The sequence below is a fragment of the Streptomyces sp. NPDC001868 genome, from assembly GCF_040297125.1.
Classification (GTDB): Bacteria; Actinomycetota; Actinomycetes; order Streptomycetales; family Streptomycetaceae; genus Streptomyces.
On sequence record NZ_JBEOYO010000003.1, the window covers coordinates 240,393 to 260,061 of the forward strand.

Below are 19,669 nucleotides of genomic sequence, written 5' to 3' on the forward strand. Positions count from 1 at the left end.
CGCCACCCCGGTGTCCGTGACCCTCGCCACCCTGCCCACCGTCGCCCCCGGCGTCCCGGCGGCCCCGGCTCGCCGCGGCCCCGTTGTCGTACTGAGGTGCGTCGTGCGGGTGTTCGCCGTCGTCGCTCATGCCTCATCACTACCACCCGGTTGGACCGGACGGCTAACGCCGCCTGTCCCACAACCGCTGGGCCCAGCCGTACCGTTCGCGATGCTTGGGCAGCGCCGTACGGCCGACCGCGGCGGCGAGCTTGCGCAGCCGGCGCCAGTCCAGCGGCGGCTTGGGCTCGGGGACGCCGGGGCGGTCGCGGGGCACACGGACGCGCAGGGCCTTCGGCGAGACCCGGCAGTGGACGGGGGTGGGCAGGAGGAGCGCCTCGCCGTCGACACCGACCTCGATCTCCGGCCGGTCGGCCTCGACGACGATCTCGTCGGCGACGAGGAGGCTGAGGCCGGGGGCGTTCGGGCCGAGGACCATACCGGCGGCCTCGGCGGCACTGTCGACGCGGACGCCGACGACGCCCAGCACCCCGGCGTCCAGCCGTTCGCGGCGGCCGAGGCCGACGAGGTCGTCGCTGCGGTAGACGTTGTTGCTGACGAGCACGGCCTGGGGCGCGTCGATGACGGCGTCCCCGATGCGGGCGGTGAGCCGCGGGCCCCGCTGGTGCGTGAGCAGTTCGGGCAGCAGCTCCAGGGTGGTGCGGACCTTGTCGTCGCGGTAGGCGGGGCTCTGCACGACGGCGGCGTAGGCGCCGAAGGAGGCGTTGTTGACGAAGGGGTGGCCGCTGGCGTACCCGAGGTCGACGTGGAGCTCGACGCCCTTGTCGGTGAGGGCGTCGAGACAGGCGGCGGGGTTGTCGCGGTCGAGGCCGAGGTCCATGGCGAAGTGGTTGCGGGTCCCGGCGGAGATGACGAGGAGAGGGACGTCGTACGCCGCCGCGATGGCGGCGACCTGGGCCTGGGTGCCGTCGCCGCCCGCGACACCGAGCAGGTCGGCGCCGTTCCGGACGGCGTCCCGGGCCAGTACGGCGACGTCCTCGTGGTGCGTGGGGTCGAGCAGATGGACCGTGGCGCCGAGCCGCTCGGCCCGCTCCTTCAGCCGGAAGCGCTCGACCTTTCCGCCCCCGGACTTGGGGTTCATGATGAAGAAGGGGCGGGTGGGTGCGGGGACCCGGTGCTCGGGCACATGCACCTGATGGGACTTGGTGCTGCTGAGGGCGAACTTGCCGGACCACACGGCGACGCCCCACAGCGCGGCGGAGACGATCACGACCCACAGCAGGTTGACGACGGCGAACCACCAGATGACGCCGACCGGCGCGGCCACGGCCAGCACGCCCGCCGCGATCCGGACGGGTCCGCGGTGGATCAGCACCCACCACAGGGCGGCCACGGTGAGGCCGGCGCCCAGGACGACGCCGGCGACGAGCAGGAGGCTCGCCCCGCGCGCGTAGCCGAGCGGCAGCAGTATGGCGAGCGCGGCGCAGCCGAGTGCGGTCCTGGCCGCCCAGCGCTGTCTCGCGTGAGCCCGCACGTCCAGGTGTTCGATGCCCACGCTCGCTCGCCCTTCGCGCCGATCATGCACTTGACACGGCATGTTAGGGCCAAGAGGCCGGACAAAGCGATGGCTGCCGGGCACCGGCCGCGTCGTCCCCGGGCCGTCCATGCCGCCGGACGAAGGACATCGCACGGAGACAAACCTGAGCGAACACCTCCGAGTCGCGCATGTCACCCCAACTCCCCTACCCCGCTTGGCTTTTGTTCGAGCGGGCCGCCTATAGTCCGGTTGCTCACGTAAGCAGGCAGTGTGGGCGCTCCCCCTGCTGTGGACGTTTCGGTCGGATCCCGTGCCCGGGGACAACGGTCGCCTGCCGTCAGGTCATTCGAAGGGCAGGTAGCCGTGCGTCGGCTCTGGGGTTGTCTCGTTCTTTGCGCTGCCGCCGTCACGACCCTCCTCATCTCGGACGCCCGCGACAGCGCGGCGGCCGACCGCAACGAGGCCACCTACTCCTACGGTGCGCACACCCGGCAGACCCTCGACGCCTACTGGAACTCCGCCCGCGAGGAACCGGACGGAACGCAGCCGGGCATCGTGATCCTGCACGGCGGCCACTGGTCCGAGGACACCGGCTGGGCCACCTGGTCGCGCACCTTCGCGGACGCCGGGTACGCCGTCTTCGCCGTCGACTACCGGCTGAACTTCGACGCCCCCTGGCCGGCCCAGCGCACCGACGCCCTGTCCGCGCTGGACTGGATCCGCGACCACGCCGCCGAGTTCGACCTCGACACCAACCGGCTGGCGCTCCTGGGCTCCTCCACCGGCGGCCAGATAGCGACCGGCGTCGCGACCTACCGCTCCGGCACCTACCGCGTCGACGGCGTCGTGGCACTGTCCCCCGTGGTCTCCCCGTACCGCGCCTGGCAGGCCGGCAACGCCGCCGCCGCGACCGACGGGCAGCGCGAGCTCCGCGACAACGCCGTCATCCTGGCGCGCTGCTCACCGGCCACGACGGACACCGACGCCGACACGGACACCGCCCCCGGCACCAACACCGGGACCGTCCCCTCCGCGCAGCCCGATTGCCGGGAGACCTGGGACGACATGTCCGCCAACAGCCGTGCCTCCGGCGCCGACGACGCCCCCATGTACCTGCTCCACTCCAAGAACGACCCCGTCCCCGTCCGGCACTCGCGCGACCTCGAAGCCGCCGAGGAGACCGACCACAACATGCCCGCCAACGGGGTGACGGTGGACACGGTGCCCGGTTCCGCGCACGGCGGAGCACTGCTGGACGAGCCGGGGGTGGCCGACCAGGTCCTGGGCTGGATCGCTGAGAGGACTCGCTGAGCACCATGAAGATCACCTTCCTGCTCCACAACGCGTACGCCATCGGCGGGACCGTCCGCTCGACCCTGAACCTGGCCGGGGCCCTGGCCACCCGTCACGAGGTCGAGATCGTCTCCGTGTTACGCACCGCCGAGAGTCCTCTGCTCGGTGTGAGCGGCAAGGTCCGTCTTGTCCCGCTCGTCGACGAACGCCCCGACGCGGACACGTACGACGGCGGCCACGAGCTGATGTCCCGGCCCTCCGCCGTCGTCCCGCCCACCGAGGTCCTGGCCCACCGCTACACCGCGCTCACCGACGAACGCCTGCGCGCCTTCCTCGACACCACCGACGCCGACGTCGTCATCGCGACCCGCCCGGCACTGGTCGTCTTCCTCGCCGAGCACGGACCGCGCCACGCCGTACGCATCGGGCAGGAGCATCTGTCGTACGACAACCACGTGCCCGGCGTGCGCGAGGCGCAGAACGCGGCGATCGGGCGCCTGGACGCGTTCGTCACCGTCTCCGAGCCGGACGCCGCCGACCACCGCCGCCGGTTACCCGGACGGCGCACCCGGATCACGGACATCGCCAACGCCGCGCCCCGCCCGAAGGCCGAACGTTCCGATCTGCGCGCCCCGTTGGTGGTCGCCGCCGGACGCCTGTTCCCGGTCAAGCGCTACGACCTGCTCATCGAGGCCTTCGCCAAGGTCGTCGCGTTACACCCCGAGTGGCGACTGCGGATCTACGGCAAGGGCCCGGAGCGCGCGAACCTGCGCACCGCGATCGACACGCACGGCCTCAACGACCACGTCTTCCTCATGGGCCCGTACGCCACGCTGGAGACCGAGTGGGCGAAGGCCTCCGTCGCCGTGGTCAGCTCCGAGTGGGAGTCGTTCGGCATGACCATCCTGGAGGCCATGCACGCCGGCGTCCCCGTGGTCGCCACCGACTGCCCGCACGGCCCCGGCGAGATCATCACCGACGGCACCGACGGCCTCCTCGTCGCCCCGTCCGACCCGAACGCCCTCGCCACGGGTCTGCTCCGCCTCATCGACGACCCGGAGTTACGGCAGAGCCTCGGCACCGCCGGCCGCACCACCGTCCAGCGGTACGCGCCGCGCGCCATCGCCGCCGAGTACGAGCGGTTGATCGCCGAACTCCAGGAGGCGCGCACACCGGCGACGGTGAGGCTGCGGCGCCGATTACGGAGGGCGACGGGGGCGCTGCTGCCTCGCGCCACGCGGACCCCCACCCCGAAGCCGCCCGCCGGGACCACGGAATCCGCGCCTGCGAAGCCCTCGCCCGAGAACGCCAAGCCACGCCCCCTGCGCCCGAAGGCCGGCTGCCGGGTCGACGCGCACGGCGGCGTACGGATCTCGGTCGCCGCGTCAGGTGTGTCCGGCGTGTCCGGCCCATCAGAAGCGTCCGACACGTCCGGCGGGTCCGGCGGGGGCCTCTCGCTCGTCCTGCGCCGGCGCCACGGTGACGACGAGGTCCGCGTCCCGCTGGAGCGGGAGGCGCCGGGCGAGGCGAAGAGCCCGTGGACGGCCACGCTGGACCGTGGCGCCCTGGCCCTCGCGGAGGGCCGCTGGGATCTGCACGTCGAGCGGGCCGAGGACGGGTTACGGCGTCGACTGCGGGCCGGACTGGTCGAGCAGCGGGGCCTGTTGACCGCCGAGGTCCCGGACGGGACACCGGTCGCCTGGTGGATCCCGTACGCCACCAAGGACGGCTACCTCGCCCTGCGCACCTTCCGCCGCGCGGCCCACGCCGAGGTCACCGCGCTGCCCGTGGGCGACGGCTCGATCTCCGTGGAGGGCGTCCTGCACGGGGCCGAACTCGGGGAGGGCGCGACGCTGGTGGGCGTGGCCCGGGGCGAGGAGGTGGCGGACTTCGAGGCACCGGCGACGAGCACCGAGGGCGGGCGCGGCGAAGGGGGAGGCGGCGAAGGGGGACGCGGCGGCGAGGGCCACCGCTTCCACGCGCGACTGACGTCCCTGCCCGACCCCGCTGGGCCGGACAAGGTGATCTGGGACCTGTTCCTGCGCCCCGCTCCCGACGCCGAACCCGTCCGTCTAGGACGGCTGTTCGACGACATCGTGGACCGCAAGGACACCGACAAGTACCCGGCGGTCACCCTGGCCACGCCGAGCGGCGCCGCCCCGCAGGCCCGCTTCTTCTTCACGGTCACCAACGACCTGGCGGTCGCCCTCTCCTGAGACGACCGCCCCTGCCGATGTGGCTGCTCCTGCCAAGGCGGCCACCCTGCCGAGTTCGGCTACATGTGGTCGATCTTCAGGTTCGCGATGGCCGTACGGGCGATCTCGCGGCCCTGCTCGGTGAAGTGCCCCTTGCCCGGATAGTCGATCCAGATCCGGTACATGTCGCCGTTGCCCGCCCTGTAGTACAGGACCCGTGCCTCACGCAGGCGTGGGGCCTGGCTGTCCGTGGTCGTGTACACGATGGTGTTCTCGGCGGCCTCGCGATCCTTGAACTTCGCCTCCTGCGGCCGCCCCTTCGGCCCCGGGTCGTCGGCGATGTCGAGGCTGTACTCGCCGTCCTTGACCAGCTCCCAGTCGGCGTAAGCCTTGTCGAGCGCGACGCCCGGGATCTCGTTCTCCTTGTCGTCCTTCTCGATGTCCCGGTCGACGTTGATCCGGATCAGCCCGCTCGGATCGCTGTACTGCGCGAACGTCCCGTCGGTGTCGTCCGGCTCGAACCTGTCCTTCACGAAGTCCCCGGGCACACCCACACTCGCGGCGACCTTCGTGCCGAGATCCCGCTGCTTCCAGCCGTCCGGCAGGGGCCCGGCGAAGGGGTCGGCGATCACCACGTAGGCCGTCACCGCCGCCGCCACGCCCAGCACGCCGAGCCCGGCGACCGCCGTCGCGACGACGGCCGCGCCGACCCCGGCGAGGGTCTTGGCGCCGATCCTGATGCCCTTGCCCTCCGCCGCCGGGGGCGCGGCGATCTGCTGGACCACCTGGGTGGGCGCGGGCGGGTTCGCGGCCGTCTCCAGCAGTTCGCGGACGCGGGCGGCGGTCGGGCGGCGCGCCGGGTCCTTCTGCAGCAGGCCGTTGATGGCCTCGGCGAGCGGGCCGGTGGCCGACGCGGGCGCCGCGGGCGTCGCGTTGAGCACGGACTGCAGGGTCGCCGGCGTGTTGCTGCGCCGGAAGGGCGACACGCCCTCCGTGGCGGCGTAGAGGACGACGCCGAGCGACCAGAGGTCGGAGGCGGGGCCGGGGCGCTGGCCCAGCACCCGTTCGGGGGCGATGTACTCGGGCGAGCCGACGAAGCCGCCGGTGTCCGTCAGATTGGTCTCGCCCTCGATCTGGGCGATGCCGAAGTCGGTGAGGACGACCCGGTCGTGGCGGCCGAGGAGGACGTTGTCCGGCTTGACGTCACGGTGCAGGATGCCCGCCGCGTGCGCGGCCTCCAGCGCGCCGAGCACATCGAGGCCGATTCTCGCCGCGTCGCGCACCCCGAGGGTGCCCTCCTGGAGCGCGTCGCCCATCGAACGCCCCCGCACCAGCTCCATCACGATCCACGGCTGACCGTCCACGACCGCCACATCGTGCACGTTCACGACCGACGGATGATCGAGCCGGGCCGCCGCACGGGCCTCGCGACGCATCCGCTCGAAGGCGTTGGCCCGTTCACGCTCGGGAAGATGGTCCGGTACGCGGGGCTCCTTGACGGCGACCTCACGGTCCACCGTCTCGTCCTTCGCCCGCCACACCGTGCCCATGCCACCGTGGCCGAGCTTGGCGAGCAGCCGGTAACGCCCCGCGATCAGGCGCCCGGTGCCGGGGTCCTGCGGGGGCTGCGGGTCCTGCGGAGGCTGCGGATGCGGTGCGGAGGACGGTGCCGGTGACGTCTGCGCCGAGGGCGGCGCGGGCTGCGCCACCACCCGGGTCGGCTGCGCGTACGGGTTCCCCGGGTACGGCGCACTCGGCTGCGGCGGTTGCAGTCCGAAACTCGTCGGCTCGTCGGGTCCGTAGCCGGGCCCATGCCCGGATCCGTAAGGGGCGCCCCCGTTGCTGCTCATACGGTCATCTGTATCGCGGCAAGCGCTTCGGCATCCACCCCCGTCGCTTTCCGGTCACAGACCCGTGACGCGGAACACCACTTATCTCCGCTTTAGTTACGAACGAACGTGTCCACCGCCACGTCGAAGTACTCCTTCGCCTCGCTGACCCGCCCGACCGGCGCCGACACCCATACGTCGTACAGCCGCCCGTCCTGCTCCCAGCACAGGTCGTAGGTGTGCCGGGGCCCCTCCGTCGCGCTGAAGCCGTCCCAGGTGAACTCCCAGAGCGCGGCGGTCCGCCCGTCGTGCGTGGTCTCGGCGACCCGGCCGTCGCGGTAGCCGGGGTTGGTGGAGGGGCCCTTCGCATGGGCGCGCCGCATCACCCCGGCCGGCCCGCCCTCCTCCGGGTCGTCGACCTTGACGCCGATCCGGATCACCTGCCCCGGCGACATGTAGAAGACCCGCTCCCCCTGCGGCTCCCGGGTGAAGTCGTCCGGCACGGCGAAGCTGAAGCCCCGGTCGTCCTCGGCGAGCCGGTACCCCGACGGCACGGTCGGCGCGGTGGCCGCCCGCGAGCGCGTGACGGTGGGCGTGGCGTCGGCCGACGTACCGGAGGTGCCGGTGGTGGTACCGGAGGTGCCCGACACACCCGAAGCACCGGGCGTGCTCGGCGTACTCGGCGTACCGGACCCGCTCGACGTGTTCGTCGTGCTCGACGCGCCCGGCGTCAGCGGTGCCGGGCTGCTCGGCGTGTCGCCCCCGCCGCTGCCCTCCCGCATCAGCAGGGCCGCCGCCGACACGCCCGCCCCGGCCATCGCCGCCACCAGCGCGGCGGCGACCAGCACGCTCCGGGTGGAGGCCTGCGGCCGCTGCCGCGCGGGCTGCTCCCGCAGGGCGGCCACCGGACCCGGTGCGGGCTGCTCCGCCTGCCCGGCCGCCGGTACGTCCTGGTCGGCGGGGGGAGCGGGCGGTCGCGGCGCGCCCCGGTGCAGGTGCGGCAACTCCCGGTGCGGGTGCGGCACGTCCCGCCGGGTCGGGGTGTAACCGGGCGACGTCCTCGGGGTCTTCGTCGTCCTCGGGGTCCGGCCGGTCTCCCGGAAGGTCCGCAGCAGCCGCTCGGCCTCCGCCGCGTCGAGCCGCCGGTCCGGATCGCGCTCCAGCAGCCCCCGTACGACGGGGAGCAGCGGCGCGGCCTGCGCGGGCGGCCGGATCTCGTCGAAGACGACGGCGTGCAGGATGCCGCCCAACGAGTCCCGCCGGAACGGCGATTCCCCGCTGAGCACGGCGCACAGCAGCGCGCCCAGCGACCACAGGTCGGACTCCGGCCCGGTGCGGACCCCGGACATCCGCTCCGGCGCGGTGTACTCGGGCGAGCCGACGAAGGACCCGCTCTCGGTGAGCGTGGTCGCGCCGGCGACCTGGGCGATGCCGAAGTCGGTGAGGACGACCCGGTCGGTGCCGGACTCCATCAGGACGTTCGCGGGCTTGAGGTCGCGGTGCAGCACCCCGGCGTCGTGCGCCCGCCGCAGCGCGCCCAGCAGAGCGATCCCGATCCGCGCGGCCTCCCGCGCGTCGACGGGCCCCTGGTCCTCGATCCGCTCCGCGAGCGAGCCGCCGTCGATCAACTCCATGACGATGTACGGGCGTTCGTCCTGCTCGACGACGTCGTGCACGACGATGATGTGCGGGTGTCCGAGCCGGGCGACGGCCCGCGCCTCCCGCAGGGTGCGCTCGCGCCGCTGCCGGGACCGCTCCTCCGGGAGCGAGTCGTCGAGGGCCAGCTCCTTGACCGCCACCTGCCGACCGAGGAGCTGGTCGGTGGCCCGCCACACGATCCCCATACCGCCGCGGCCGATCCTGGCCTCCAGCCGGTAACGCCCCGCTATGACGCGGACGTTCTCCCCCTCGGTCCCCATACGCCCCATCATGCCGCACCGGACCCGAACCCTCCGGTGCCATGTGACGGCCTGGCCGACAAGCGACGTACGCACGACGCACGAGCGCCTTGCGAGCGCCGTGCGAGAGCCCTCGCCGGGTCCGTCACCCCCGCGTCACCGCTGGACGGGCCGCCAGCTGCGCAGCACCGCGTAGAACTGCTCCTCCGCCGTGACCCAGTCCTCGGCGGGTGCGGACATGTAGATCGTGTACTCGACGCCGTCCCGGGAGAGATACATCTGCTCGATCGCCCGGCGCGGGCCGGGGAAGTCGGAGTCCTCGGCCGATGCCGTCCAGGTGAAGTCCCACAGCGCGCCCGGCCGGTCGCGGTAGATGTTCTCCTTCAGGGTCACGCGTGCGTAGTCGGTCCGCACCTTCACCTGTTCCTCCAGGTCGACCTGGTGGTGGTACGGGCTGTCGAAGTCCGGCGAGTCGTCCACGGCGACCCGGAGGAAGTGGTCACCGCCGTCGGGCGTGTAGTCGATCTGCGACCCCCGCACCTTCCGCTTCCACCCCTCGGGCAGGGCGAGGCTGAACCCCTCCGGGTCCTCGACCCGCTCCCACCCCTCGGGCACCCCGTCGGCCGCCTGGTCCCCGTCCGCCCCGCCCGTGGCGGACTCGCTCCCCGCACGCCACCCGTCCGCGTAGTGCATGGCGACGGCGCCGCCACCGCCGACCAACACGGCCAGCAGAAGGACGACGGCGACCGTACGACGCCGGCCGCGCCGCTTGGCGGGGACGGCGGCGGCGGGCTGATGAACGGTGGGCATCGGCCCGACCGGAGTACCGGCACCCCCGAACGCGGCCTGTCCCCCGCGGGAGGCCTCATCGAGGGTGGGGCTCCCCGGCGCCTGCCCGCCGCCCTCGTGCGCGCCACGCGCGCCCCCAAGAACCGCGCCACCTGGGTCACTCGCACCCGCGGGCCGCTGCTGCGTCGGCACGAACGCCTGGGCCACCCGAGGCCGCCGCCCCTCCGCCGCCTCGGCGAGCATCTGCTCGGCCTCGTCCGGGCCGGGCCGTACGGCCGGGTCCTTGCGGAGCAGCGCGGTGATGACGGGCCCCAACGGCCCCGCGTCCACGGGCTCGGCGGCCTCCTCGCCCACCACGGCCTGCATGGTGGTGAGCGGTGTGGTGCGCCGGAACGGCGACTTGCCCTCCACCGCCGTGTACAGCGTGGCGCCCAGCGACCACAGATCGGAGGCGGGCCCGGGCTCCTGCCCGCGCACCCGCTCGGGGGCGATGTAGTCGACGGAACCGACGATCTCGCCGGTCCGTGTGATCGTCGTATCGCCCTCGACCTGAGCGATACCGAAGTCGGTCAGCATGACCCGGCCGTCCTCGCCGAGCAGCACATTGCCCGGCTTCACATCGCGGTGCAGTACGCCGGCCCGGTGGGCGGCCCGCAGCGCGCGCAGCACCCACATCCCGATCCGTGCCGCCTCGCGCGCCTCGACGCGCCCCCGCTCCCTGACCGCGTCGGCCAGTGAGACGCCCTCGACCAACTCCATGACGATCCACGGCCGGTTGTCGTGTTCCAGCACGTCGTGCACGGTGACGACGGCCGAGTGGTTGATCCGTGCCGCCGCGCGCGCCTCCGCCCGGGTGCGCCGCAGCAGGATGGCCCGCTCGTTCTCCGAGACATAGAGCGCGGCCGTCAACTCCTTGACCGCGACGGCCCGGTGCAGCACCTCGTCGTGCGCACGCCAGACCCGTCCCATGCCACCGCTGCCGATCGTGTCGACGAGCCGGTAGCGCTCCGAGAGGAGCAGCCCCTGCATCTGATTCACGTTGCCCCGCAATGTTCTTGACAGGGTCAGACTAGGGAGCGGCCCACGACCCGGGGAACCGGCCCGGCCGCACGGAGACAGCACTGTGACGGTTCTCGCTTCCGCGCCCGGAGCACAACCTTCCACCGCCGGGCCGAACAGCCGCCGCCCTTGCCCTGTTTCCGGTCCCGCTCCGGTCCTGTTCCGGTCCCGTCCGGCCCTGTCCGGCCCTGTCCGGTCGCCCTATCCGGTCGCCTTGTACGTGGCCGCCGCCTGCTCGTACAGCCGTGTGACCTCGTCCCGCTCCGCCTCCGGCCCGCGCAACTGCACCACGTGGTACCGCCCGTCGAGGAGGATCACGAGATTCCGTACGAAGACACCGCGCCCCTCGGAGTCCTGCCAGGTGAACTGCCCCTCGGCCGAGGTCACCCCGCCCACCTCGATCAGCCGCATCCCGGTGGACGTGGCCCACGACGAGTCACGGAACGGCTGCAGTTCGCGCTCGTCCTCCCGCTGGTACTTCAGCGGATCACTGCCGTACGTGCCCGTGCCGTCCCGCCCGGGGACGAGTATCAGCTCGAAGTCGCCCTGGGAGTAGACGATCTGACCGCGCCCGTTCTTCGCGGTGCGGTCCCATCCGGTGGCGACGGCGACCTGGAACCCCTCGGGGTCCTTGCGCAGGGTGAACCCCTGGGCGACCTCGGGGTCGCCGGTCTGGGTCTGTGTCGAACCGGACGACTCCGACGGCGAGGGGCTCGCCCCGCTCTGGCCCTCCTCACCGCCGTCGGGCGAGTTCGCGTTCTGGTCGGGCCCGGACTCGCTGCTCGCCTCCGGCGCCGGACTCTGCTGCCCGGCACTGTCCGTACGGCTGCCGGTGTCGCTGCCCTCGCTGCTGGGCGTGGCCTTCGGCAGGAACACCATGGCGTACGTGATCGCCGCCACCAGCGCGAGCAGGATCAGCAGGAGCAGGTTCCGGCCCAGTTTGCGGGGCTGCGGGGGCTTGCCCCGGGTGCGCTTGTGGCGGGCGTGCGCGCTGGTCGCGGGCAGCCCGGCCCGGCGCCTGCGGACGAGCTCGCCCCGCCGCCGTACGATCGGCAGCCGGCTCGCGTCCACGGGCGGCGCGGGCACGACATGCGTACCGGCCTCGGGCTCGGGCGCCGACCGCACCAGGGAGCGCAGCCAGCCGCGCAGCTCCTCGAAGTCCAGCCGCTCGGTGGGGTCCTGACGCAGCAGTGACTCCACGACCGGCCGCAGCGGGCCGCACTCCTCGGCGAACGCCGGCGGCTCCGCGCACACCATCTGCACCAGCTCGGCGGTGTTCTCCTCCGGGTACGGCGCGTGGCCCTGCACGGCGCGGAACAGCAGCGCCCCGAGCGCCCACAGATCCGTCGCGGGGCCGATCGGCGCCGCCAGCTGCCAGTTCTCGTGCACCGGTCCGGCCTGCTCCGGCGCCCACCGCTCCGTGACCGGCCCGACCACGGCCATCCGCGCCTGCCGCGCCCGCTCGGCGGCGAGCGCGGTCGCGGGCCCCCGCCGGGGAGCGGCCCCGGCGCCGACGCCGTCCCAGGGCACGGCGTCCGTGACACCGGCGGGGTGCGGGCCTGCGGTGCCCCGCACGGAGTCGCCGTACCCGGCGTTGTCACGAGCGCCGGTGTCGTACGCGGGGTTGTCGTGCGTGCCGGTGTCGTACGCGCCGCTGCCGTGCACGCCGGTGTCGTACGCGGGGTCGCCGTACCCGCCGTCGAGACGTGAGCTGGGCCCCGGTGCCGGATGTGTGCCGGTGTCGGCGCCGCCCGAGGAGTTGCCCGGCGTCGCGTTCCCCCGCCCGTTGCCCCCGGGGGTGGCCGTCCCGCCTCGGGGCAGGGCGCCGTGCCAGGCGCTGGTGGCGCCGCCGTTCGCGAGGACGCCGTAGGGGTCGGCGATCTGGCCGAGCGGCACCGGGCGCGTCGCCGCGCCGGAAGCCGGGTCTCCGTCCCGCCCCGCTGTCGTACCGTCCCGCGGTGCCGGCCGCTGCGCGGGCAACCCCGCGCCCGGCCCGCCGCGTTGGTCGTCCTGCACCCGGGCCGCCGCCCGCGCGCCCGCCCGGTACGCGGCGATCGCACCCGCCCGCGCCGCCCGGGCGTCCCCGCCGGCCTCCAGCGCGCGCTGTCCCCCGGAGGGGTCCGCGCCCGGCGCCGCCGCGCGTCCCGCCCGCGCCTCTATCGCGGCCCGCCGGGCGGCTTCGGGGTCCTCCACCGCGCCACGGGGCCCACCGCCACGGGAACCGCCGAACGTGCCACCGCCGGTTCCCCCGGGCAGGGCACCCCCGGGCGCCGACGCTCCACGCGCCCCCGGCACACCACCGGGCGGCACCGGGTCATGCCCCGCGACCTGCCCTCCGCCGGGCGCCCCGGGCGTCCGGTCCTCGAACTCCCGTGCGGGCACCGGGTCGTACCCGCACAACGCCTCTTCCGCCGCCCCCACCGCCAGCCCGGTCAGCATCACCCGGCCGTCGTCGCAGACCAGCACCGTACGGGCGGTGATGTTCCGGTGGACCCAGCCGTGGGCGTGCAGCGCGCGCAGCGCGGTGAGCACGTCGGAGGCGACCTCGGCCGCGCGGTACGGGGTCAGCGGCTGCTCCGCGAGCATCGCCTGAAGGGTCCGGGCGGACACCAGTTCGCTCACTATCCACAACGAGCCGCCCTCGGCGAACACGTCGAAGACCTGGTCGAGCCGGGGATGGTCGGGGATCTGCGCGGCGGCCTGCGCGGCCTCGACGGCCCGCCGTACGGCCGGGTCGGTGGACCGGCGCGTGGTCCGCGCCCCGCCCGGGCGCCCCGCGCCGTCACGCGGCACATATCCGTCGGGCAGCCCGTCCGCGTCGAGCACCTCCGCCTCGACGACCTCCGGCAACGGCACCTGCCGGACCAGGACTTCCTGTCCGCTGTAGGTGTCGAAGGCCCGCATTTCGGAGGCGAGTTCGTACTCGTCGGAGGGCGGCAGAGGCAGGCGATAGCGGTCGGCGAGTACTCGCCCCGCGTATTCCTCCACAATGCCCTCCCCCGGCCGCCCGGTTGGTCAATTCCGCTCGCCCCGCGACCCGTTCCGTTCTGGATGCGTACGGACCGCAGCCCTTCACGATACGTGCCGGAGGCAACTCACATTGACTCGATGCGATATCTCGTTCGTCTCGAATGCGCTCGAACGCATCCGATCTTCCCCGGAAGACCCGTCCCCGAACTCACCCGGCGGGCACAACTCCCGAAGCCGAGCTCACATCGAGGGAGCTCACCCCGACCCGCACCCCCGCACGCCCCCGTACGGCACCCCGACCTGAAGCACGAAACCGTATACAGCCGCTGTCTCGAACGCACCGGCGCACAACACCCCACCCACGCGCGCCCCTGCGCACACCGTCACGGGCGGGGCGCCCGGCGCCTCATGGCTTCGGCTTGAAGGTCTTCGTGAACGTCCGCCACGTGTCCTTGCGCAGCTCGCCGCTCCACTCCGACGCCTTCGCGGTGTACATCAGCGCGTACCCCTGCCGGGAGTCGACGACGAACCCGCGGTCGATCGACCGGTTCTTCGTGCCGCTCTCCACATAGGTGAACTCCCAGTCGGCCGCGTTCCAGCCCCGGTAGTCCACCGCCTCTATTCGAATACGGTCGTACTGCGCGCGCGTCATGTACCGCTCTTGGTTCTTCCAGTCCGCGACCGGGTCGCTCTTCGGTGTGGTCGTCCACCCGACGAGCAGCCGCTGGCCGTCGGGACCGGAGAACCGGGCCCCGGCGGCGTCCGTGGACTGGTAATTCCACCCGTCGGGCAGCCCGATCGAGAACCCCTGACCGCTCTTGTACGTCTCGGTCGCGATGTCCTTCGAGCCGCTGGAGCCGTTGCCGCTCACCGACCCGTTCGACCCGCCCGAAGGGTTCGGCGAACTGCCCCCGGACCCGCTCGATCCGTCGGTCTTCGCCGACGTGTCTCCGTCCGGACTGGGGTTGGACCCCGTGCCCTTGTCCTTGTCCTTCTCCGTGTCCTCGCCGTCGGCGTCGCTCCCCGACGCCGGCCCGCTGGACGCGGTCGCCTTGGTGTCGGCGCCCTTGCTGTCGTTCGAACTGCCGCCGTCACCGCCGAGGGTGAGCGCCAGGACGGTGCCGATGACGGCCAGCACCACGGCCACCGCGATGACGGCCAGCGTCCGCCGCGACACCACGTCCGTGATCGGCGCCCTGGGCACCGGCCGCGGCGGCAGATCCGGCGGCGTCATCTCCGGCCACCCCGAAGTCCGCCCCGCGGATACGGAGTTCCCCGCGCCGACGCCCGCACCGGTCCCGGCGCGACGCGCCCCGGGCACCCCGGCCGCCGGCTTGCCCACGCCCTGCCCCGAACCACCGCCGGCCTTCGCGACATCGGCCCCCGACGCCACCCCGACGGAAGCGGACCGCGTCGTCACAGCCGCCGGAGAAGCGGACGCGGACGCGGACTTCGCACCGGCCGCCGCCCCGCCGGACGCACCCCGCGAGACATCCGCACCGGCACCGGCGGCAGCTCCGCTCCCGCTTCCGGCCCCGACCGGCCCCTTTCGCATGGACCACCGAGGCGCACGCGGCCGCTCGCCGCCACCCTCCTTGGCCCCGACGCCCCCGGAACCGCCCTTCTTCGGGCGCTGCTCCGGCACCGGCGGCAACGGCACGACCCGCGTGGCGTCCACCGGGTCGACGTCCTTCGGGTCGGGCGCGTGGATCACCGTGTTGAGCATCGCCCGCGCGCCGGCGTCGTCGAGCCGCCGCTCGGGGTCCTTGGTGAGCAGCCCGAAGATGACGTCCTTCAACGCCCCGGCGCGCTTCGGCTCCGGCACCGGCTCGGTCATCACCGCGGTCAGCGTCGCTATGGCCGACCCCTTGTCGTAGGGCGGCACCCCCTCGACCGCCGCGTAGAGCAGACCGCCGAGCGACCACAGGTCGGCGGCGGGGCCGGGCTTGTGGCCGCGCGCCCGCTCCGGCGAGATGTACGAGGGCGCGCCCACGAGCATGCCGGTCGAGGTGATGGAGGGGTCGCCCTCGACCTGGGCGATACCGAAGTCGGTGAGGACGACCCGACCGTCGTGCTTGTCGATGAGTACGTTCGACGGCTTCACGTCCCGGTGCAGGATGCCCTCGCGGTGCGCGGCCCGCAGTACGTCAAGGATGGCGAGCCCCACCTCTGCGGCCCGCCGAGGTTCGAGCACCCCGTCCTCGCGGATGACCTCGGCGAGCGACTTGCCCTCGACGAGTTCCATCACGATCCACGGCCGGTCGTCCTCGTGCACGACGTCGAACACCGTCACCGCGGCGTTGTTACGGATCCGCGCGATCGCCTTGGCCTCGCGCAGCGTGCGCGTGATCAGCCGCCGCTTCTCGTCCGCGTCGATGCTCGACGGGAACCTCAACTCCTTGACGGCGACCGTACGGCCCAACGTCTCGTCCTCGGCACGCCACACCGTGCCCATGCCGCCGCGACCGAGGACCCCTCCCAGCCGGTACCGCCCGGCGAGGAGACGTGCGTCCTTGTCCTGACGGGAATCCCCAGCCCGCTCCGCCTCCGACATGCGTCCCCTCATACAACCCGCCCTGACAGAGCCTCCATTGTCACCCACCCGCCAACCGCCCCACGCCCAGGGCCCCCTTCAACCAGCCACACCGGGCTCAATCCAGCCGGACCCAGCCCGATCCAGCCCGTCCGGCGCATGAGAACAGACCCAACCCCAGCGCAATCCAGCCCGTCCGGCGCTTGAGGACGAGCCCGCAGGGCGACAAGCGGGGGTCTGGGGGCGCAGCCCCCAGGGACGGGAAGGGTAGGGGCGGCGGGGGCGAAACCAACCACCCACCACCCCGCCGGCCCCAACCACTCCCCCTACAACGGCACGATGTCCGGCGCCCCCAACCGAGCCGCATCCGCCGTCAGGTCATCCGGCTGCCGCTGCGACTCCCGCTCCGCCTCCACCCTCTTCTCGTAATGCTGAACCTCCCGCTCGATCTGATCCGCGTCCCACCCGAGCACCGGAGCCATCAACTCCGCCGCCTCCCGCGCACTCCGCGTCCCCCGGTCGAACGTCTCGATCGAGATCCGCGTCCGCCGAGTCAGCACATCGTCGAGATGCCGCGCCCCCTCGTGCGAGGCCGCGTACACCACCTCGGCCCGCAGATAGTCGTCGGCGGCCTGCAACGGCTCCCCCATCGACGCGTCGGAGGCGATCAGTTCGAGCACCTCCTCGGCCGCCGACCCGTACCGGTTCAGCAGATGCTCGACCCGCACCACATGCAGCCCCGTACTCGCCGCGATCCGCGCCCGCGCGTTCCACAGCGCCCGGTACCCCTCCGCCCCCAGCAGCGGCACATCCTCGGTGACACACTCGGCGACCCGCTGATCGAGCCCGTGCACGGCGGCGTCGACCGCGTCCTTGGCCATGACCCGGTACGTCGTGTACTTCCCGCCGGCCACGACCACCAGCCCCGGCACCGGATGCGCCACGATGTGCTCCCGCGAGAGCTTGCTCGTGGCGTCCGACTCCCCGGCGAGCAACGGCCGCAGCCCGGCATAGACGCCCTGCACGTCATCCCTGGTCAGCGGCACGGCCAGTACCGAATTCACATGCTCGAGGAGATAGTCGATGTCCGCGCTGGACGCCGCCGGATGCGCCTTGTCGAGGTCCCAGCCGGTGTCGGTCGTCCCCACGATCCAGTGGCGCCCCCAGGGGATCACGAACAGCACGGACTTCTCGGTCCGCAGGATCAGCCCGGTCGTGGAGTGGATCCGGTCCTTGGGTACGACCAGATGGATGCCCTTGGAGGCGCGGACGTGGAACTGTCCCCGCTCCCCCACCATCGCCTGGGTGTCGTCGGTCCACACCCCGGTGGCGTTCACGACCTGCCGGGCGCGGATCTCGTACTCCCCGCCGCCCTCGACGTCCCGCACCCTGGCCCCGACGACCCGCTCGCCCTCGCGCAGGAACCCGGTCACCCGCGCCCGGTTGGCGACCTGCGCCCCGTACGACGCGGCCGTGCGCACCATCGTCGCCACATAGCGCGCGTCGTCCATCTGGGCGTCGTAGTACTGAAGGGCCCCGACCAGCGCGTCCTTCTTCAGACAGGGCGCGATCCGCAGGGCCTGGTGGCGGGTCAGATGACGATGGACCGGCAGCCCCCGCCCATGCCCGCGCGCCATCGACATCCCGTCGTACAACGCGACGCCCGAGCCCGCGTACCACCGCTCCCAGCCCTTGTGCTGCAAGGGATAGAGGAACGGCACGGGCTTCACCAGATGGGGTGCCAGGCGCTCCAGCAGCAGTCCGCGCTCCTTCAACGCCTCCCGGACGAGGGCGAAGTCGAGCATCTCCAGATAGCGCAGACCGCCGTGGATCAGTTTGCTGGACCGGCTGGAGGTGCCGGACGCCCAGTCACGCGCCTCGACCAGGCCCGTGGACAGACCGCGTGTCACCGCGTCCAGGGCCGTGCCCGCACCGACCACGCCACCACCCACGACCAGCACATCCAGCTCGCGCTCGGCCATACCCGCCAGTGACTCGACGCGCTGCGCCGGTCCCAGTGCCGCTGTCCTCACCGCTGCCTCCCGATGTCGGTCGCGCTCCGGCCTCACCTGTCCATGCCTGTCAGGCAAGACCCGGTTCACATCCCCCTGCCCAAAAGTCTGACCTCGTTGCCCGACTTCGGCCACCACCGGCCCCCAGCCTGTGGATAACTCCGCAGGACGCGCACAGAAAAACAATTCCCCAATCCCGCATATCGGTCATATTTACTCCTAGTGTGACATTGCGCTCGCTCATCCAGTCCACCGGGCTTGCGCGCCTGTCCCGCTTCGGTTATTGGGAAGGACGGCCACACGCCATGCCCGCAGATCTCGCCGTCATCGGACTCGGCCAATTGGGGCTGCCGCTGGCCCAGGCCGCCGTCGCCGCCGGCATCCCCACGCTCGGTTACCGCACCGGCCCCGACTCCGGTTCCCTCACCCCCGGCGAACTGCGCCGCATGCTCGCCCGCGGCTTCAAGCCCACCACCAGCCCCGCCGAACTCGGCCGTGTCCGTACGGCGGTCATCTGCGCCCCGACCTCTCCGGGCGCCGACGGCTCCCTCGACCTCACCCAGGTCGAGGAGGCCGCCCGCACCCTGGCCGCCCGGCTGCGCCCGCACACCACGGTCATCCTGGAGTCCGCGGTACCCCCGGGAACGACCGAGGAACTCCTGCGCCCCCTCCTCGAAGAGGGCTCAGGGCTGCGCGCGGGCCGCGACTTCCACCTCGCCTACTCCCCCGCGCGCGTGGACCCCGGCAGCCGCGACTTCGGCCCCGCCAACACCCCCAAGGTGATCGGCGGCCTCACCTCCGCCTGTACGGAATCAGCGGCGGCCTTCTACGGCCGCCTCACCGACAAGGTGGTACGCGCGCGTGGCCTGCGCGAGGCGGAGACCGTCCACCTCCTGGAGACCAACTACCGCCACGTCAACATCGCCCTGGTCAACGAGATGGCCGCCCTCTGCCACGACCTGAACGTCGACCTCTGGGACGTCATCCGCTGCGCCGAGACCAAACCCTTCGGCTTCCAGGCCTTCCGCCCCGGCCCCGGCGTCGGCGGCCACGCCCTCCCCCAGGACCTCTCAGGCCACGCGCCCCGCTCGCTCCGCATGGTCGAACTGGCCCAGCGCGTCAACAACCGCATGCCCCAGTACGTCGTCCAGCGCGCCGCCACCCTCCTCAACGAGCACGGCAAGTCGGCCCGGGGCGCCCGCGTCCTCCTCCTCGGCGTCACCTACAAGCCCGACGTCCCCGACCAACAGGGCACCCCCGCCGACGAGATCGCCCGCCGCCTCATCGAACTCGGCGCCCACGTCAGCTACCACGACCCCCACATCCCCACCTGGAGCGTCCTGGACCGCCCCATCCCCCGCGCCGACTCCCTCTACGAGGCCACCGCCGACGCCGACCTGACGATCCTCCTCCAGCAACACCGCACCTACGACCTCCAGGGCCTGTCGGTGAAGGCGCAACTGCTGCTGGACACCCGGGGGGCCACACCCACGGGGGCGGCGCACAGGTTGTGAGAGGGGGCGCACGACGCGGCCCCGGCCTCCGGAGCTGGTG

At 72.9% G+C, this 19,669-nt stretch carries 10 protein-coding genes; 3 read left to right on the forward strand and 7 right to left on the reverse strand.

The features are described from left to right. Positions 1-163: 163 nt before the first annotated feature. Complete coding sequence (locus ABT147_RS05810) at positions 164-1,555, reverse strand: diacylglycerol/lipid kinase family protein (RefSeq protein WP_351402910.1); 1,392 nt, start codon at positions 1,553-1,555, stop codon at positions 164-166. A 345-nt stretch (positions 1,556-1,900) separates the two neighbouring features. On the opposite strand from ABT147_RS05810, the gene ABT147_RS05815 reads away from it, so the two are divergent. Beyond that, positions 1,901-2,848 (forward strand): alpha/beta fold hydrolase, encoded by a 948-nt coding sequence (locus tag ABT147_RS05815; protein WP_351402912.1) that lies wholly within the window; start codon positions 1,901-1,903, stop codon positions 2,846-2,848. A 5-nt stretch (positions 2,849-2,853) separates the two neighbouring features. Continuing rightward, a complete protein-coding gene (locus tag ABT147_RS05820) occupies positions 2,854-5,046 on the forward strand; it encodes a glycosyltransferase family 4 protein (protein ID WP_351402913.1) in 2,193 nt (730 codons plus the stop codon). 59 nt (positions 5,047-5,105) lie between these two features. Here the strand turns inward: ABT147_RS05820 and ABT147_RS05825 are convergent, their stop codons facing one another. The 6 genes from ABT147_RS05825 to ABT147_RS05850 all read right to left on the reverse strand — a co-directional run bounded on the left by ABT147_RS05825 (position 5,106) and on the right by ABT147_RS05850 (position 18,136). Then, the gene (locus ABT147_RS05825) at positions 5,106-6,875 is read right to left on the reverse strand and encodes a serine/threonine-protein kinase (protein ID WP_351402914.1); all 1,770 of its coding nucleotides are present in this window, start codon (positions 6,873-6,875) and stop codon (positions 5,106-5,108) included. Between the two features lie 92 nt (positions 6,876-6,967). Next, complete coding sequence (locus tag ABT147_RS05830; protein ID WP_351402915.1) at positions 6,968-8,773, reverse strand: serine/threonine-protein kinase; 1,806 nt, start codon at positions 8,771-8,773, stop codon at positions 6,968-6,970. A gap of 135 nt (positions 8,774-8,908) precedes the next feature. Beyond that, complete coding sequence (locus ABT147_RS05835) at positions 8,909-10,570, reverse strand: serine/threonine-protein kinase (protein WP_351403028.1); 1,662 nt, start codon at positions 10,568-10,570, stop codon at positions 8,909-8,911. Between the two features lie 231 nt (positions 10,571-10,801). Further along, positions 10,802-13,588 (reverse strand): serine/threonine kinase C-terminal domain-containing protein, encoded by a 2,787-nt coding sequence (locus ABT147_RS05840; protein WP_351402916.1) that lies wholly within the window; start codon positions 13,586-13,588, stop codon positions 10,802-10,804. 388 nt (positions 13,589-13,976) lie between these two features. Then, positions 13,977-16,124 carry a serine/threonine-protein kinase gene (locus ABT147_RS05845; RefSeq protein ID WP_351402917.1) on the reverse strand — a complete coding sequence of 716 codons (2,148 nt, stop codon included), beginning with the start codon at positions 16,122-16,124 and terminating at the stop codon, positions 13,977-13,979. Positions 16,125-16,429: 305 nt separating this feature from the next. Then, positions 16,430-18,136: a glycerol-3-phosphate dehydrogenase/oxidase gene (locus tag ABT147_RS05850; protein WP_351402918.1), complete on the reverse strand. Its 1,707-nt coding sequence runs from the start codon at positions 18,134-18,136 to the stop codon at positions 16,430-16,432. Positions 18,137-18,420: 284 nt separating this feature from the next. Here ABT147_RS05850 and ABT147_RS05855 point away from each other — a divergent pair, with 284 nt between their 5' ends. Then, the gene (locus tag ABT147_RS05855) at positions 18,421-19,629 is read left to right on the forward strand and encodes a nucleotide sugar dehydrogenase (protein WP_351402919.1); all 1,209 of its coding nucleotides are present in this window, start codon (positions 18,421-18,423) and stop codon (positions 19,627-19,629) included. Positions 19,630-19,669 lie beyond the last annotated feature (40 nt).

Coding starts and splice junctions, on each gene's coding strand:
- ABT147_RS05820 (WP_351402913.1), top strand. CDS start 2,854: ATGAAGATCACCTTCCTGCTCCACAACGCGTACGCCATCGGCGGGACC.
- ABT147_RS05825 (WP_351402914.1), bottom strand. CDS start 6,875: ATGAGCAGCAACGGGGGCGCCCCTTACGGATCCGGGCATGGGCCCGGC.
- ABT147_RS05830 (WP_351402915.1), bottom strand. CDS start 8,773: ATGGGGACCGAGGGGGAGAACGTCCGCGTCATAGCGGGGCGTTACCGG.
- ABT147_RS05855 (WP_351402919.1), top strand. CDS start 18,421: ATGCCCGCAGATCTCGCCGTCATCGGACTCGGCCAATTGGGGCTGCCG.
- ABT147_RS05845 (WP_351402917.1), bottom strand. CDS start 16,124: ATGTCGGAGGCGGAGCGGGCTGGGGATTCCCGTCAGGACAAGGACGCA.
- ABT147_RS05835 (WP_351403028.1), bottom strand. CDS start 10,570: ATGCAGGGGCTGCTCCTCTCGGAGCGCTACCGGCTCGTCGACACGATC.